The organism is Corynebacterium sp. AOP40-4SA-5 (assembly GCF_052377355.1).
In the GTDB taxonomy this organism is placed as follows: Bacteria; Actinomycetota; Actinomycetes; order Mycobacteriales; family Mycobacteriaceae; genus Corynebacterium.
The window spans coordinates 170766-185178 of sequence record NZ_JBQSWS010000002.1; the positions used below are offsets into that span (position 1 = coordinate 170766).

Consider the following 14413-nt stretch of genomic DNA (forward strand, 5'->3'; position numbering starts at 1 on the left):
CTGTGAAGACTGTGAAAGGCCGCCTGATGCCCACCACCGCGCACCGCGCGGCGCTCGCCGCGTCCTGCGCCGTCCTGCTCGCCGCGACCACCGCCTGCGCGCCCGGCGGGCACGGACCCGACGACCCCACCTGCCCCAACGGCACGATCGCCTTCGGCATCGAACCCTACGAGGCACCCGACAAACTCGAACCCGCCTACCAGGTCATCGCCGACGACCTCGGCGAGACGCTCGACTGCGAGGTCGACGTGCAGATCGTCGAGGACTACTCCGCCGAGGTGCTGGCCATGCGCAACGGCTCGCTCACCCTCGGCCAGTTCGGCCCCCTGGGCTACGTCTTCGCCGACCGCATCGCCGACGCCGAACCCGTGGTCTCCTTCGGCGACGCCGACGGCGGACTCTCCACCTACACCGCCGGCATCTGGGTCGCCGAGGACTCCCCCGTGAAGACCGTCGAGGACCTGCGCGGACGCCAGCTCGCCCTCGGCGGCGTGGGCTCCACCTCCGGCGACGCCCTGCCCCGCATGGCCGTCTCCGACGCCGGGCTCACCGAGGACGACCTCACCATGGACTACGCCGGCGGCCACCCCGAGGCCCTGCTCGCGCTGAAGAACGGTGCGGTCGACGCCGCCCAGATCAACTCCCAGACCGTCGGCAGCGCCAGCGCCGAGGGCACCTTCGACCCGGACGACTTCCGGCAGATCTGGTCGTCCGACCCCATCCCCAACGACCCGATCACCATCGCCGGCGACGCCAACCCGGAACTCAAGGAGAACCTACGCGAGGCGCTGACCAGCCTGGACCCCGAGACCCTCACCGCCGTCGCCGGATTCCTGGACATCGACCCGCCCGGCCCGCTCGTCGCGGTGGCCAAGGACGACTACCGCTCCCTCTTCCACCTCGCCGACGAGCTCGGCATGACCCCCGAGGACGTCGAATGACCCCCACCGACACCGACACCAGCACCCCGCCCGACGTCGCCGCCGACCGGCTCGTGCGCGTCACCCACATCTCCAAGAGCTTCGGCGACAACCACGTCCTGCACGACGTCTCGCTGGACGCCCACCGCGGCGAGACCGTCGCCCTGCTCGGCGCCAACGGCAGCGGCAAGTCCACCGCCCTGCGCATCATCGCCGGCCTGGAGACCCACGGCCGCGGCGAGGTGTCCGTGCCCTCCGGTGTGGGCACGGCCATGATCTTCCAGAAGGTCCACCTCGTGCCCCGGCGCAGCGTGCTCGACAACGTCTGCGCCGGCGGTCTGGCCCACGTCCCGCGCTGGCGCGGACTGAGCACCCTGACCTTCCCCGCCACCCTGCGCGAGGAGGCGATGGGCTGCCTGCGGCGCGTGGGCCTGGCCGACCGCGCCCACGACCGGGCCGGTTCCCTGTCCGGCGGGCAGCAGCAACGCGTGGCCGTCGCCCGCGCCCTGTGCCAGCGCGCCACGGTGATCCTCGCCGACGAACCGACCTCCGCCCTCGACCCCACCGCCGCCCACCAGGTCATGGCCCTGCTGCGCGACATCGCCCGCAGCGCCGGCATCACCTGCGTGTGCGTGGTCCACCAGCCCGAACTCGCCCTGGACTACTGCGACACCGTCGTCGGACTGCGCCAGGGGCGCGTCGCCTTCAACCGCCCCGCCGCGCAGACCGACCTGGCGACCATCTCCCGGCTCTACGCCACCGACACCGCCGACACCACCGCCACCGACACGACAGAGGCCCCCGCATGACCGTCACCTCCCCGCCCCCGTCCGCCCCCTCCTCCCCGTCCCCCGCGTCCCCCGCGCTCGTCGCGCCGTCCCCCGTCCCGCCGCGCGACACCCGCCGCAGGACGCTCACCTGGGCCGCGGCGATCGCCGCCCTCGTCGCCGTGCACTGGATCGCGGTGGACAGCACCGAGTTCTACCTCGAACGGCTCGTCGCCGGCTGGTCGAACATCGTCGACTTCTTCGTCGAGGCCGTGCCCCCGGACCTCTCCTGGGACTCCGTGGTGCTCCCCGGCCTGCAGGGCCTGCTCACCACCCTGTGGATCGGCCTGCTCGGCACGACCTTCTCCATCCCCTTCGCCTTCGTGCTCGCCATGGGTGCCGCGCGCACCGTGACGTCCAACCGGGCGGTCTACCAGGCGTGCCGCAGCGTCCTGTCCTTCCTGCGCGCGGTCCCGGACATCGTCTTCGCCCTGATCCTCGTCACCGCCGTGGGCCTGGGGCCCTTCGCCGGCGTGATGGCGCTGATCCTGCACAACACCGGAGTGATGGGGAAACTCTGGGCCGAGGCCGTCGAGGAGACCGACCAGGGGCCGCAGACCGCGCTACGCACCGCCGGGGCGTCCCGCCTGCAGCAGATCGCGCACGCCACCCTGCCGATGTCCCTGCCCCAGCTCACCGGACTGCTGCTCTACCGCTTCGACGTGAACGTGCGCAGCTCCCTGGTGCTCGGACTCGTCGGCGCCGGCGGCATCGGGCTGCTGATCAACCGGTCGATCAAGACCTTCCAGTTCGACGAGATGTTCACCTACATCATCATGGTGCTCGTCCTGGTGGTCGTCGTCGACCAGTTCTCCGCCTGGCTCCGCCGACGGCTATAGCTGCGGTGACTGCTGCCGCCGTAACTGATCAGGCACCCGCGCCGACGCGGGCCTCCTCCTCGGCGTGCTCGTCGTCCTCGTCACCGGTGAGGAAGGCGTAGCTCACGCCCGCGATCGCCGCACCCACCAGCGGAGCGAGGATGAACAGCCACACCTGGCCGAGCGCGTCGCCGCCGGCGAACCACGCCACACCCAGCGAACGGGCCGGGTTCACCGAGGTGTTGGACACCGGGATCGAGATCAGGTGGATCAGCGTGAGCGTGAGACCGATCGCCAGCGGGGCGAAACCGGCCGGGGCCTTCTTCGAGGTCACCCCGAGGATCACCCAGAGGAACACGGCGGTGAGCACGACCTCGGTGACCAGCACCGCGAGCATCGAGTAGCCGTCCGGCGAGAACTCGCCGTAACCGTTCGTCGCGAACCCGGAACCGCTGGCGCTGAAGCCGTCCTTCCCGTCGGCGATGACCCACAGGACGCCGCCGGCGACGGTGGCGCCGACGACCTGCGTGACCCAGTACGGCACCACGGCGGACCACTCGACGCGCTTGGCGACCGCGCAGCCCAGTGTGACGGCCGGGTTGAAGTGGCCGCCGGAGATGTGGCCGACGGCGTAGGCCGCGGTCACCACGGTCAGGCCGAAGGCGAGTGCGACACCGACGAAGCCGATGCCCATGTTGATCGTGCTGCCCGACTCGTCGGAGAGGACCTTCGCGGCGAGCACGGCGGAACCGCAGCCGCCGAAGACGAGCCAGAAGGTGCCGAGGAACTCGGCCCAGAGGCGCTTGGACATGGGAGGGGTGGGCATGGTGACTCCTTTTTTCAGTTGTGGGACCGGTGTCGGTCGGTAGTTCTACTAACTAACACCGTGCGCAGGGGAAAAGGAATACCCGGCATCAATATTTCTCGTGGGCAAGAGGTGTTGCTACTGGCTTGCCCGACGCGGCGGAAGGCACAGGGGCGGAAATCGAGCGTGGGATGGTTGAATCCGGTGATTCAACCATCCCACGCTCGATCTTCGCCCCTCTGCGGGAGCGGACCTCAGTTCAGGGCCACGTACTTGGCCTCGAGGTACTCCTCGATGCCCTCGGTGCCACCCTCACGGCCGAAGCCGGACTGCTTCACACCGCCGAAGGGGGCGGCAGCGTCCGAGATCGCGCCCCGGTTGATGCCGACCATGCCGGCCTCGAGGTTCGCGGCCAGGTACTGCGCGTTCTCCAGCGAGGCGGCGAAACCGTAGGCGGCGAGGCCGAACTCGGTGTCGTTGGCCATCGCCACGCCCTCCTCCAGGGTGGAGAAGGTGGTGACCGTGGCGACGGGGCCGAAGATCTCCTCGTGCATGATGCGCGTGTCCGCCGGGACGTCGGTGAGGACGGTGGCCGGGTAGAAGTGCCCCGGGCCGTCCGGCACCTGCCCGCCGGTGGTGACGGTCGCGCCGGCGGCGACGGCCTCGTCGACCAGGGCGGCGATGCCGTCGCGCTGCTTGGCGGTGATCATCGGCCCCAGCGTGGTGCCCTCGTCCATGCCGTGGCCCATCGTGACCTGCGACATCGACTCGGTGAGCCGGCGGGTGAACTCCTCGGCGACGGACGCGTCGACGAGGAAACGGTTCGCGGCGATGCAGGCCTCGCCGCCGTTACGCATCTTCGCGGCCATCGCGCCGGTCAGCGCGAGGTCCAGGTCGGCGTCGGCGGCGATGACGAACGGCGCGTTGCCGCCGAGCTCCATGGAGGTGCGCAGCAGCTGGTCGGCGGACTGGCGCACCAGGGTGGCACCCACCGGCGTGGAGCCGGTGAAGGTGACCTTGCGCAGCCGGTCGTCGGCCATCAGCGTCTCGGAGATCGCCCCGGAGTGGGTGGACGGCACGATCGTGACCAGCCCGGACAGGTCGCCCAGGTCACCGGCGACCTCGGCGAGGGCCTGCTTGATGACCTCGCCGACGAGGATCATCGTCAGCGGGGTCTCCTTGGCGGGCTTGACCACCACGGGGCAGCCCGCGGCGAGCGCCGGGGCGATCTTGCGGGTGGCCATGGCCAGCGGGAAGTTCCACGGGGTGATCGCCAGGACGGGGCCGACCGGGTGCTTGGACACCAGGATGTGGCCGTTGCCGGCGGGTGCCTGGGTGAAGCGGCCGGGGATGCGCACGGCCTCGCCGGCGAACCAGCGGAAGTAGCTGTTGCCGTAGGTGACCTCGCCACGGGCCTCGGTGAGGGGCTTGCCCATCTCCAGGGTCATGGTGGTGGCGAAGTCCTCGGCGCGTTCGTTGACGATGTCGAAGACGCGGGTCAGGACGTCCGCCCGACGCTGCGGGGCGACGCGCGCCCAGGTCTTCTGCGCCTCGACGGCGCTGCTCAGCGCGTCGACGGCGTCATCGGCGGAGCGGTCGGGCACGGTGACGAGCACCTCGCCGGTGGCGGGGTCCTCGACGTCGAAGGTGGCTGCTGCGTCCTTCACCTGGGTGGCGAGCAGGTCGGTCAGGTCGGACGGGAGTACGCGGTTGTTCATGGTTGTTCCTCCTGTGTTCTTCTCGTCTACTTGCCTACACCGTTGTCGCGGATGGCGTCGGCGAGCACGCCGAGCCCGTCGCGCAGCAGGTCCTCGCCGATGACGAGCGGCGGCAGCAGGCGCACGACGTTGCCGTCCATCCCGCAGGTCAGGATCAGGACGCCGCGGGCCTTGCACGCCTCGGCGACGGCCTTGGTCGTCGCGGCGTCCGGACGCCCGTCGGCGTCGACGAACTCCAGGGCGATCATCGCGCCACGGCCGCGGACCTCGGCCAGACCGGCACCGGCCGACTCGCCGACCAGCGGCTCGAGCACCTCGCGCACGATCTGCTCGATCTCACGGGCGCGGCCGTTGAGGTCGAGCTCCTCCATCTGGTCGATGGAGGCCAGCGCGGCGGCGCAGGCGACGGGGTTGCCGCCGTAGGTGCCGCCGAGCCCGCCGGGGTGCGGGGCGTCCATGATCTCGGCGCGTCCGACGACCGCGGACAGCGGCATGCCGCCGGCCACGCCCTTGGCGATGGTGACCAGGTCGGGGACGACGTCCTCGTGGTCGGAGGCGAACCAGTCGCCGGTGCGGCACATGCCGGCCTGGATCTCATCGGCGACGAAGACGACGTCGTTGGCGCGGCACCACTCGACGATCGCGGGCAGGAAGCCCTCGGCCGGGTCGATGAACCCGCCCTCGCCCTGGATCGGCTCGATGACCACGCAGGCCAGGTTGGACGCGCCGACCTGCTGCTCCAGCGCGGTGATGGCGCGCTCGGCGGCCTCGGCGCCGGTGAGGTGGTCGCGCAGCGGGTAGGACACCGGCGCGCGGTAGACCTCGGAGGCGAAGGGCCCGAAGCCGGACTTGTAGGGCATGTTCTTCGCGGTCATGGCCATCGTCAGGTTGGTACGGCCGTGGTAGGCGCGGTCGAAGACGGCCACGCCGTCGCGTCCGGTGTAGCTGCGGGCGATCTTCACGGCGTTCTCCACGGCCTCGGAGCCGGAGTTGAACAGCACCGTGCGCTTGTCGTGGTCGCCCGGGGTGATCTCGGCGAGCTTCTCGGCGACGCGGATGTAGGACTCGTAGGGCGAGATCATGAAGCAGGTGTGGGTGAAGTGCGCCGCGGCGTCGCTGACGGCCTCGACGACGGCCGGGTTGGACGCACCGACGGTGGTCACGGCGATACCCGAGGCGAAGTCGACGAAGGAGTTGCCGTCCGCGTCGAGCAGGACGCCGCCGTCGGCGTCGACGACGTAGTGCGGCAGGTTCGGGGTGACGGCGCGCGGGACGACCGCGTCGCGGCGGGCGGCCAGCGCCTCGCTCTGCGGGCCGGGCGCGGTGGTGGTGGTCGTGCGCTCCTGCGGGAGGCGGTAGGTGAGGTCCTGCATGGGGGAGCTCCTTGTCTCTTCTGTCTCGTCTGTCTCGTTCTTCCGTTGCCGCCATTATGCGTGCCGACGTGACGTGGACGACATGGCCTACCTGTCGAACTTCTCGTTGCAGAATGTACAGTATGGCCATGTCCGACGACCTGACCCTGGCCTGGCTGCACGCCCAACGCGACCTCGACCTGCGACCGGTCGCCGGCACGGGTGTACCAGGCGCGGGCTTCTCGGTGATCCAGCCGACCGAGCTGACCGACCCGCGAGAGTTCCTGCAGCCCCACGCCGTGGTACTCACCGTCGGCGTGGCCCTCACCCCGGACCGCGTGGGCCGGGACGACCCCTTCCCCGACTACGTCCGACGCCTCGCCGAGGCGCAGGTCACCGCCATCGGCTTCGGCACGGGCCTGTTCTTCCCCACCGTGCCGCCCTCCCTGGTCACGACCGCGCGCGAGCACGGCATCGCGGTGATCGAGGTACCGCGCCACACCGCGTTCATCTCGATCCTCAACACGGTGCTCGAGGAGCGTGCCCGTCGCGGCCGCCGGGAGCAGGAACGCCTGGTCGTGGTGCAGGAGAAGTTGAGCACCGCCGCGGTCGACGGCGGGTTGGACGCCCTGCTCACCGCGACCTCCCACCACCTCGACGCCGCGGTGGCGGTCACCGACGACGACGGAAGGCTGCACGGCCGGCAGGACGCCGGGGCGTTGTCCGCGGTCGCGACCGCGCGCCGGCAACGCGACAGTGGTGCGGACGCACGCACGGAGACGGGCGCCGGCACCTGGCGCCTGACCCAACGCATGACGCCGCAGGGCGAACGCTTCCACCTGATCACGGTGCTGGCGTCCCACCCGTTCTCCCCGCATGACCGGGCGGTGCTCAAGCACGCCGCCGGCCTGGCGGACATCCTGCTGCAACGCCCCGCCTACCTGCGGCGCAGCCGCACGGAGCTGAACACCCTGGCCATCCAGCTGCTGTTGGGCGTGCGCAGGGAGGACGGCACGAGGCCGGTGGGCGGAATCCTCGACGAGGCGTCCGACGGTGACGGGCGGGTACGCCCCACGGTGGTCACCGCCGACCGACCCCGGGAGCTGGACGCGGCCCTGGCTGAGGCCGACCGGCGTTCCGCGCGGGCGGGACGCCACCTGTTCGTCACCGGGCTGGACGCCACCACCGCATTGCTGCTGTTCCGTGGGTCGCGCCGCGTCGCCGACATCGTCGGAGGTTTCGGCCCGGCCGCCGCACGCGTCCGCGTCGCCGTGGGCGAATCCGTGGCCTGGGGCGAGGTGACCATGGATCGTGTGCGACGCCTCGAGACCGCCGCCCGCACCCTGACACCCGGCGGCCACGTGGGCCCGTACGGGGCGGGGGCGGACTGGCTGGAGCAGCCGGCGGTACGCGACGCGCTGGACCGCCGCGCCGGCGAGACCGTCGACCGCCTGCGCGGCGAGGCGCCCGGCGGCGAGACCAGCAACGAGCTGACGGACACCCTGCTGGCCTGGCTCCGCGCCGGAGGCAAGGTCGCCACCGCCGCCGACACCCTGGGCGTGCACCGGCACACGGTACGCACCCGCCTGGACCGCATCGCGCAGATCTGCGAGGTCGACCTCGACGACCCGGTCGTTCGGGCCGAGCTGCTCCTCGTCGCCGTCACCCGTACCGCAGGGTCATCCAGGGCGTAGGCGCGGAGAGCAACGAGCAACCGCCACGTCCCGCCTACACCCCGAAGTCGTCGCGGTGGAGCTCGCACCATCGGCGGAAGCTGCGCGGCGCGACGCCGGTGACGTTACGGACGTCGTCGGTGAGCACGCCGGAGCGTCCTGCGCGGAACAGTTCCTGCAGGTCCTGCAGGCCACGGGCCTGCGGCTCGGGGGTGCCGGCCGCGATGGACGCCTCGGCGAGCTCGCCGGGGGTGCAGTCGGCGACGGCGATCTCGCGTCCGAGCACGTCGGCGAGGATCCGAACCTGCTCACGCGTGCTCAACGCCTCCGGACCGTTGAGGATGTAGCCGTGACCGCGGTGCGTCGGGTCGGTCATCACCGCCGCGGCGACACGAGCGATGTCGTACGGGTCGACCGGGCCGGTCAGGCCCTCGCCGGTCGGGTCGGGGACGGGCCGTCCGGCGGTGATGACCTCGCGCCACCACAGCGCATTCGTGGTCAGCGTGTTGGGACGCAGGTAGGTGACCTCCAACGACGAGCTGCGCAGGACCTCGTCGCGGGCGTCGATCGCCGCCCCGATCACCGGCATCGGGTGCAGCACCGTGCCGATCGAGGACAGCACCACGACGTGGGTCACCCCGGCCACCGTCGCCACGTCCACCAGCGTCTCCGCCTGGGTCGGCGACGGTGCGGCCTGCATGAAGAAGACGGTGTCGACACCCTCGCAGGCGGCACGCAGCGCCTCGGCGTCGTCCAGGTCACCGACGGCGAGCTCCACCTCCTCCGGCAGGTGGGACGCCCGGGCGGGGTTGCGCACGTAGGCGCGCACGGCGTGGCCCTGCCCGGCGAGGATGGTGGCGAGCTCGCCGCCGACGTTGCCGGTGGCCCCGGTGATGAGAAACATGGTGCTCCTTGGGTGTTGGTGTCTCGGTTCCCCGTACCTCCTCGACACTGCCCGCCGCGCGGTGGAACAGCCTGGCCCCGTTCGTCCCCCCTTCGCCCGCGTCGCACGCGCGGTACCCTGAACCCCATGAACGGGACCGACGAACTCGGCGCCCTGCTGCGCGCCTGGCGGGGACGACTGCAACCCTCCGACGTCGGTTCGCCCTTCGGCGACCACTCCACCCGCACCCCCGGACTCCGTCGCGAGGAGGTCGCCTGGCTCGCCGGGGTCTCCGCCGACTACGTCAAACGCATCGAGCAGGGACGCGCCCGCCCCACCGCCGACGTGGTGCGCGCCCTGGCACGCGCGCTGCGGGCGTCCGACGACGAGACCGCGGTGGCGTTGCGCGTCGCCGGGCACACCGGGGACGTGCGCGCCCTGGTGCCCCGGACGATCACCCCGAGCGTGCGCAGGCTGCTCGACCGGCTGGACGACACACCCGTCGGCGTCTTCGACGCCACCTGGACCCGGCTCGACCACAACGCCCCCTGGGCCGCGTTGACCGGGGACGGGACAAATACCGGCGAGCCGGCGATGAACGACAACCTGGTGTGGCGCCACTTCCTCGGCGACGGCGACCGCGTCCACCACCCCGACCTCGACGCCTACCGTGCCTCGCTCACCGCCGACCTGCGCCGGGTGCACTCCCTGCACCCCACCGACCCGGACCTCACGACCCTCGTCGCCACCCTGCGCGCGCACAGCGACACCTTCGCCACGATGTGGGACACCGCGGCGGTCGGTGACCACGGTGGTCAGCGCAAGACCGTGGTGCACCCGGACGTCGGGGCCGTGGAGCTGGACTGCGACGTCGTGGACGTCAACAGTGGCGGCGGTGCCGGGCTGCACCTGGTGATCTTCACCGCCGCTCCCGGTTCCGAGGCCGCCGGGAAACTCGCGGTGCTCACTGGCGGGGCCACCGACACCGTCATGTCATCTGAGCCGCTGCCCAGGTGACGTCGGTGCCGCGTCAGAGCCGGCCGGAGGAGCGCAGCCAGTCGAGGACGTTGCGCGCGGGGTCGAGCACGTAGTGCTCCAGGGACCCTTCCGACAGGAAGGCAACGTGCGGGGTGACGAGGATGCGCGGGTCCGTGCGCTCCGGGGCGTCCGCGGCCGGCGGTTCGCCGAGGAGCACGTCGAGGCCCGCGCCGGTCAGCTGTCCGGAGTCCAGCGCCGCCGCGAGGTCGTCCACCACGACCAGTTCGCCGCGTGACACGTTGACCAGGGTGGAACCACGGCGCATACGTGCCAGGGCGGCCGCGTCGACGACCCCGCGGGTGTCCTCCGTCAGCGGCAGGTGCAGCGACAGGATGTCGGACTCCTCCAGGAGACGGTCCGGGTCGACGAGCTCCACACCGTCGGGCGCGGTCTCCACGTAGGGGTCGTGGGCGATGACGCGACCGACCAACGGACCGGCGATCTCGGCGAGGCGGCGGGCGATGCGTCCGAACCCGTAGAGGCCCAGGGTCAGACCGCTGAGTCGACGGGGCACGGCGTCCACGTCGTCGGTCCAGCCGCCCTCCGCGGTGACCCTGAGGCTCTCGCGCAGGTGCCGTTCGACGGCCAGGGCCAGGGTGAGGGCGTGGGCGGCGACCTCCTCGGTGGCCGCGGAGGTCAGGTTGACCACGCGGATGCCGCGGCGGGTGGCCTCCTCCCCGTCGATCATGTCGGTGCCGGCGCTCATGGTGGCGATCACGCCGACGTCCGGCAGCCGGTCGAGCAACGGTTTGTCGATCCGGGCGTAGCCGACGACGAGGCCGACGGCGCGCTCCGCACCGTCCGGCAACTCCTGGACGCCGTCGCCGACGGGGAGGTCGGCGAGCACGGTGTCGCAGCCGGCGTCCTCGAGCAGGGTGCGTCCGGGCACGGGGTCGAGGTCGGTCTCGTCGGTGAAGAGAACCAGTGGTCGGGTCATGAATTGTTCTCCTTGCTCTCGGCGAGCCGGTCGAGGTGGGTGGGGGCGAACAGGTCGAGCACGGCCGGCAGGACGACGACCCGCGGTTCGCCGGACGCCAGCGCGCGGGCGACGGCGTCCGGCGCGTCACCGACGGTGGTGGTCTCGGCGGTGACGCCGAAGGACTGGGCCAACGCCACGTAGTCGGGACGGGCGAGTTCGGTGGCGGTGGCGGTGCCGAAGGCGCCCTCCATGTACTCGCGCAGGATGCCGTAGCCGCCGTCGTCGACGATGAACCACACGACGGGCAGGTTGTTCTGCGCGGCGACCGCGAGTTCGGCGATGCCGTAGAGCGCGCCGCCGTCGCCGGACACCGCCAACACGGACGCCGCGGCGTCCCGGGCGGTGATGCGTCGGGCGAAGGCGGCGCCGAGGGCGGCGGGGAAGCCGTAGCCCAGCCCGCCGGCGCCCTGGGCGGAGGCGAAGTCGTCGTCGCGGACGTCCCACGCCGACCATGCCCAGTAGGCCAGCACAGTCATGTCCCAGTAGACGTGGGTGTCGTCCGGCACCGCCTCGCGCAGCCCACTGACCAGGGCGCGTTCCTTCTCCAGACCCTGTCCGGCGATGCGCCTGTCCACGGTGCCCAGCAGCCCGTCGATGCGGTCGGTGGCCGCGGCACGGCGGGTGGCGTCGGATGTTCTCCCGGACGCCTCGACGTAGCCGTCGAGCAGGGCTAGCGCCGCGCGGGCGTCGGCGTGGATGCCGACGCCGTCGTGGTTGGAGCCGAGCTTGCCGAGATCGGCCTCGACCTGGATGACCCGGCCGCGCGGGGCGAAGGTGTGGTAGTTGCTGGACAACTCGCCGACGCCGCTGCCGACGATAAGCAGCACGTCGGCGTCCTCGAGGAACTCGGTGGTGGCGATGTCCTCGATCCACGACCGTGCCGACAACGGGTGGTCCCACGGCAGCACGGCCTTGCCGCCGACGGTAGTCACCACCGGCGCATCGAGGCGCTCGGCCAGGGTGACGAGTTCCTCCCGCGCGCCGGCGCGCACCACACCGCCGCCGGCGAAGATGACCGGACGCTCGGCGTTCACGAGCAGGTCGGCAGCGTAGTCGGCGATCTCGGGCACCGGGTCCAGGGAGGACGGCTCGGCGCGTGCGGCGAGTGCGTCGCCCGTCAACGGGGGGACGGTACGTGCGGCGTCGGCCAGCAGGATGTCCTGCGGGACCTCCACCAGGACCGGTCCCTTCGGCGCGGACTCGGCGATACGCCAGGCGTCCGCCACCGCGGTGGGGATCTGCGACATGGCACGCACCGTGACCACGTGCTTGACGACCCCGCGGAAGGAGTCGGACTGCTCGGGCAGCTCGTGGAGGTAGCCGTGGCGTCCGCCGCCGAGACCGGCGACGGGGACCTGCGCGCTCAGCGCGAGCACCGGGATGGAGGAGGCCGCGGCCTCCTGCAGCGCCGCCAGGGAGGTCAGTGCACCGGGGCCGGTGGACAGCAGCAACGGTGCGACGGTACCGGTAACCCGGGCGAAGCCGTCCGCCATGAAGCCGGCGTTGTTCTCCACCCTGGCGCCGAGGTACGGCAGGTCCGAGCGGCGCAGCGCGTCGAACAGGCCGAGGGCGTGCTGCCCGGGGAGCCCGATCACACCGCGGGCGCCGAGGGCGGTCAGGGTCTCAAGCACCACGTCCCCGCCGATGCGGGTCTGGTTGTCGGTCTTGTTTTCAATCATCGCTACTTCACCGTCTCCTTCATGGTCCTGTTGCTCTTCTCGTTCTCGTGTTCCGCGCCCTTGATGCGTGCCGTCCACTTCTCCAGCACCTGCGGGTCCGTCGGCGGCGTGGCCAGGGAGACGGCCACGTAGACGACGAAGGAGGCCACCAACCCCACGTAGATCGGTTCGTTGGCCAGCACGCCGCCGAGACTCTCCTCGGCGTTGACCTCCATGACGACCATGGTCACGAGGGTGCCGACCGTGCCGGCGACCATCGACCACATCGCGCCCTTGCCCGTGCCCCGTCGCCAGACGATGCCGCCGATGATCGCCACGAGCAGACCACCGACCAGCAGGTCGTAGGCGATGGTCAGGGCGGCGACCACGTCCGGCACGACCATGGCGATGCCCAGTGTCAGGACACCGAGCCCCAGCACCCACAGTCGGTTTCCGCGCACCTCGGCGGCCTCGGCGTCCGCCACCGCGTCCGACGGGGACGCCGGTGCCGGCCGGCCGAACAGGTCGCGGATCAGCGGGACGACGTCCTCCCGGGCGACGGTGGACGCGGCGATGAGTCCGCCGGAGGCGGTCGACATCATCGCCGCCAGGCCGCCGGCCAGGGCGATGCCGCCGAGGCCGGCCGGCAGGATCTCCGTGGCGACCTGGGCGTAGACGTCGTCGCGGTCGGCGATGCCCGGCAGCAGCACCGCCGCGGCCATGCCGACGAGTGCCCCGACGACGGCGAAGAGGATGCAGTACACCGCGGCCGCCGTGCCTCCCCACCGCGCGACCTGCGGGGACCGGGCCGTGAAGACCCGCTGCCAGATGTCCTGCCCGATCAGCAGTCCCAGGGTGTAGATGACGAAGTAGGTGACGATCGACTGCAACCCGATGCCGCCGATGTCGAAGAACTCGTCGCCGAGCCGGTCGCGCATGCCGGCGAACCCGCCGACCTGGCTGAAGGACATGGGGAGCATCAGCCCGAACACGGCGACGGTGATGACCACGATCTGCACCATGTCCGCCAGGGTGATCGACAACATGCCGCCGGTGCTGGAGTAGAACAGCACGATGCCGCCACCGACGACCAGGGCCAACCAGCGGTCCCAGCCGAAGAGCACCATGAAGATCGAGGCGTAGGCACTGGTCGAGGTCACGGTGAGCATCACCGTGTAGCCCAGCATCACCACCGAGGCCACGCGGGTGGTCGTTCCGCCGTAGCGCAGGCCGAGCATCTGGGTGACGGTGTAGATCCGCAGGCGTTGCAGCAGTGGCGCGAAGGCGAGGCTGAGGATCAGCACACCGATGCCGATCGCCGTGACCAGCCAGAACCCGGAGATGCCGAACTGGTAGCCCAGCCCCACGCCACCGACGGCGGAGGCTCCGCCGATGACGACCGCCGCCATGGTGCCGGCGTAGAAGACGGGTCCGAGGCGGCGTCCGGCCACGAGGTAGTCCGAGCGGTCGGTGACGCGGCGCTGCCCCCACCAGCCGAACAGCAGCATGACTGCAAGGTAGAGCACGATAATGACGGTGTTTAACCAGTTCACTGGGGGTTCTCCTGTCGAGGTGATCGGCCGACCGGGACCCTCGTCACCGACGGTGGGGTGTGCTGTGATGCAGACCTCACGATGGTGGCGGGGTGGCGTACGTCCCTTGATTGATCGGTTGTGGGGGCCTAGGCTAATCGGTAGTTGCCTCACTGGCAACAGGAAGTTCGCAGTAGACAACATCGCCAA

12 protein-coding genes are annotated in these 14413 nt (G+C 71.2%); 5 read left to right on the top strand and 7 right to left on the bottom strand.

From position 1 onward, the window contains the following. Window positions 1–26: 26 nt before the first annotated feature. From ACT3S3_RS01925 to phnE, 3 genes are read left to right on the top strand one after another with little or no spacing between them, the layout of a single operon-like run. Entirely contained in the window at window positions 27–941 is a 915-nt protein-coding gene (locus ACT3S3_RS01925) for a phosphate/phosphite/phosphonate ABC transporter substrate-binding protein (protein WP_301444022.1), read from the top strand. Next, window positions 938–1729, top strand: coding sequence for a phosphonate ABC transporter ATP-binding protein (locus ACT3S3_RS01930; protein ID WP_444626125.1), 792 nt, complete (start codon window positions 938–940; stop codon window positions 1727–1729). Before ACT3S3_RS01925 ends, ACT3S3_RS01930 begins: the two co-directional genes overlap by 4 nt. Continuing rightward, window positions 1726–2586, top strand: a complete 861-nt coding sequence (gene phnE / locus ACT3S3_RS01935; protein ID WP_441588456.1) for a phosphonate ABC transporter, permease protein PhnE — start codon at window positions 1726–1728, stop codon at window positions 2584–2586. Before ACT3S3_RS01930 ends, phnE begins: the two co-directional genes overlap by 4 nt. 28 nt (window positions 2587–2614) lie before the next feature. On the opposite strand, the gene aqpZ is transcribed toward phnE, so the two are convergent. The 3 genes from aqpZ to gabT all read right to left on the bottom strand — a co-directional run bounded on the left by aqpZ (window position 2615) and on the right by gabT (window position 6461). Beyond that, entirely contained in the window at window positions 2615–3391 is a 777-nt protein-coding gene (gene aqpZ / locus ACT3S3_RS01940) for an aquaporin Z (protein ID WP_301444281.1), read from the bottom strand. A 233-nt stretch (window positions 3392–3624) separates the two neighbouring features. After that, window positions 3625–5088 carry an NAD-dependent succinate-semialdehyde dehydrogenase gene (locus tag ACT3S3_RS01945; protein ID WP_301443750.1) on the bottom strand — a complete coding sequence of 488 codons (1464 nt, stop codon included), beginning with the start codon at window positions 5086–5088 and terminating at the stop codon, window positions 3625–3627. Window positions 5089–5114: 26 nt separating this feature from the next. Further along, entirely contained in the window at window positions 5115–6461 is a 1347-nt protein-coding gene (gabT, locus tag ACT3S3_RS01950) for a 4-aminobutyrate--2-oxoglutarate transaminase (protein WP_301443751.1), read from the bottom strand. Between the two features lie 128 nt (window positions 6462–6589). Between gabT and ACT3S3_RS01955 the strand changes: the two genes are divergently transcribed. Continuing rightward, window positions 6590–8134, top strand: a complete 1545-nt coding sequence (locus tag ACT3S3_RS01955; protein WP_301443752.1) for a PucR family transcriptional regulator — start codon at window positions 6590–6592, stop codon at window positions 8132–8134. A gap of 34 nt (window positions 8135–8168) precedes the next feature. Here the strand turns inward: ACT3S3_RS01955 and ACT3S3_RS01960 are convergent, their stop codons facing one another. Beyond that, window positions 8169–9017: an NAD(P)H-binding protein gene (locus ACT3S3_RS01960; protein ID WP_444626128.1), complete on the bottom strand. Its 849-nt coding sequence runs from the start codon at window positions 9015–9017 to the stop codon at window positions 8169–8171. Window positions 9018–9143: 126 nt separating this feature from the next. On the opposite strand from ACT3S3_RS01960, the gene ACT3S3_RS01965 reads away from it, so the two are divergent. Continuing rightward, on the top strand, window positions 9144–10013 hold the full coding sequence (locus tag ACT3S3_RS01965; protein WP_301444115.1) for a helix-turn-helix transcriptional regulator: 870 nt from the start codon (window positions 9144–9146) through the stop codon (window positions 10011–10013). Window positions 10014–10026: 13 nt separating this feature from the next. Here ACT3S3_RS01965 and ACT3S3_RS01970 read toward each other — a convergent pair whose 3' ends face one another. Genes ACT3S3_RS01970 through ACT3S3_RS01980 form a run of 3 tightly spaced genes read right to left on the bottom strand, consistent with a single transcriptional unit; the run spans window position 10027 to window position 14179 of the window. Beyond that, the gene (locus tag ACT3S3_RS01970) at window positions 10027–10971 is read right to left on the bottom strand and encodes a C-terminal binding protein (protein ID WP_301444116.1); all 945 of its coding nucleotides are present in this window, start codon (window positions 10969–10971) and stop codon (window positions 10027–10029) included. Then, entirely contained in the window at window positions 10968–12692 is a 1725-nt protein-coding gene (locus ACT3S3_RS01975; protein ID WP_444626130.1) for a thiamine pyrophosphate-binding protein, read from the bottom strand. Before ACT3S3_RS01975 ends, ACT3S3_RS01970 begins: the two co-directional genes overlap by 4 nt. 2 nt (window positions 12693–12694) lie before the next feature. Beyond that, a complete protein-coding gene (locus tag ACT3S3_RS01980) occupies window positions 12695–14179 on the bottom strand; it encodes a sodium:solute symporter (RefSeq protein WP_441582244.1) in 1485 nt (494 codons plus the stop codon). Between the last annotated feature and the right edge of the window lie 234 nt (window positions 14180–14413).

What these genes read in the sequence shown, in the direction of transcription:
- ACT3S3_RS01930 (WP_444626125.1), top strand. Translation starts at nt 938, where the DNA reads ATGACCCCCACCGACACCGACACCAGCACCCCGCCCGACGTCGCCGCC.
- ACT3S3_RS01960 (WP_444626128.1), bottom strand. Translation starts at nt 9,017, where the DNA reads ATGTTTCTCATCACCGGGGCCACCGGCAACGTCGGCGGCGAGCTCGCC.
- ACT3S3_RS01945 (WP_301443750.1), bottom strand. Translation starts at nt 5,088, where the DNA reads ATGAACAACCGCGTACTCCCGTCCGACCTGACCGACCTGCTCGCCACC.
- gabT (WP_301443751.1), bottom strand. Translation starts at nt 6,461, where the DNA reads ATGCAGGACCTCACCTACCGCCTCCCGCAGGAGCGCACGACCACCACC.
- phnE (WP_441588456.1), top strand. Translation starts at nt 1,726, where the DNA reads ATGACCGTCACCTCCCCGCCCCCGTCCGCCCCCTCCTCCCCGTCCCCC.
- ACT3S3_RS01955 (WP_301443752.1), top strand. Translation starts at nt 6,590, where the DNA reads ATGTCCGACGACCTGACCCTGGCCTGGCTGCACGCCCAACGCGACCTC.
- aqpZ (WP_301444281.1), bottom strand. Translation starts at nt 3,391, where the DNA reads ATGCCCACCCCTCCCATGTCCAAGCGCCTCTGGGCCGAGTTCCTCGGC.
- ACT3S3_RS01925 (WP_301444022.1), top strand. Translation starts at nt 27, where the DNA reads ATGCCCACCACCGCGCACCGCGCGGCGCTCGCCGCGTCCTGCGCCGTC.
- ACT3S3_RS01975 (WP_444626130.1), bottom strand. Translation starts at nt 12,692, where the DNA reads ATGATTGAAAACAAGACCGACAACCAGACCCGCATCGGCGGGGACGTG.
- ACT3S3_RS01980 (WP_441582244.1), bottom strand. Translation starts at nt 14,179, where the DNA reads ATGCTGCTGTTCGGCTGGTGGGGGCAGCGCCGCGTCACCGACCGCTCG.
- ACT3S3_RS01965 (WP_301444115.1), top strand. Translation starts at nt 9,144, where the DNA reads ATGAACGGGACCGACGAACTCGGCGCCCTGCTGCGCGCCTGGCGGGGA.
- ACT3S3_RS01970 (WP_301444116.1), bottom strand. Translation starts at nt 10,971, where the DNA reads ATGACCCGACCACTGGTTCTCTTCACCGACGAGACCGACCTCGACCCC.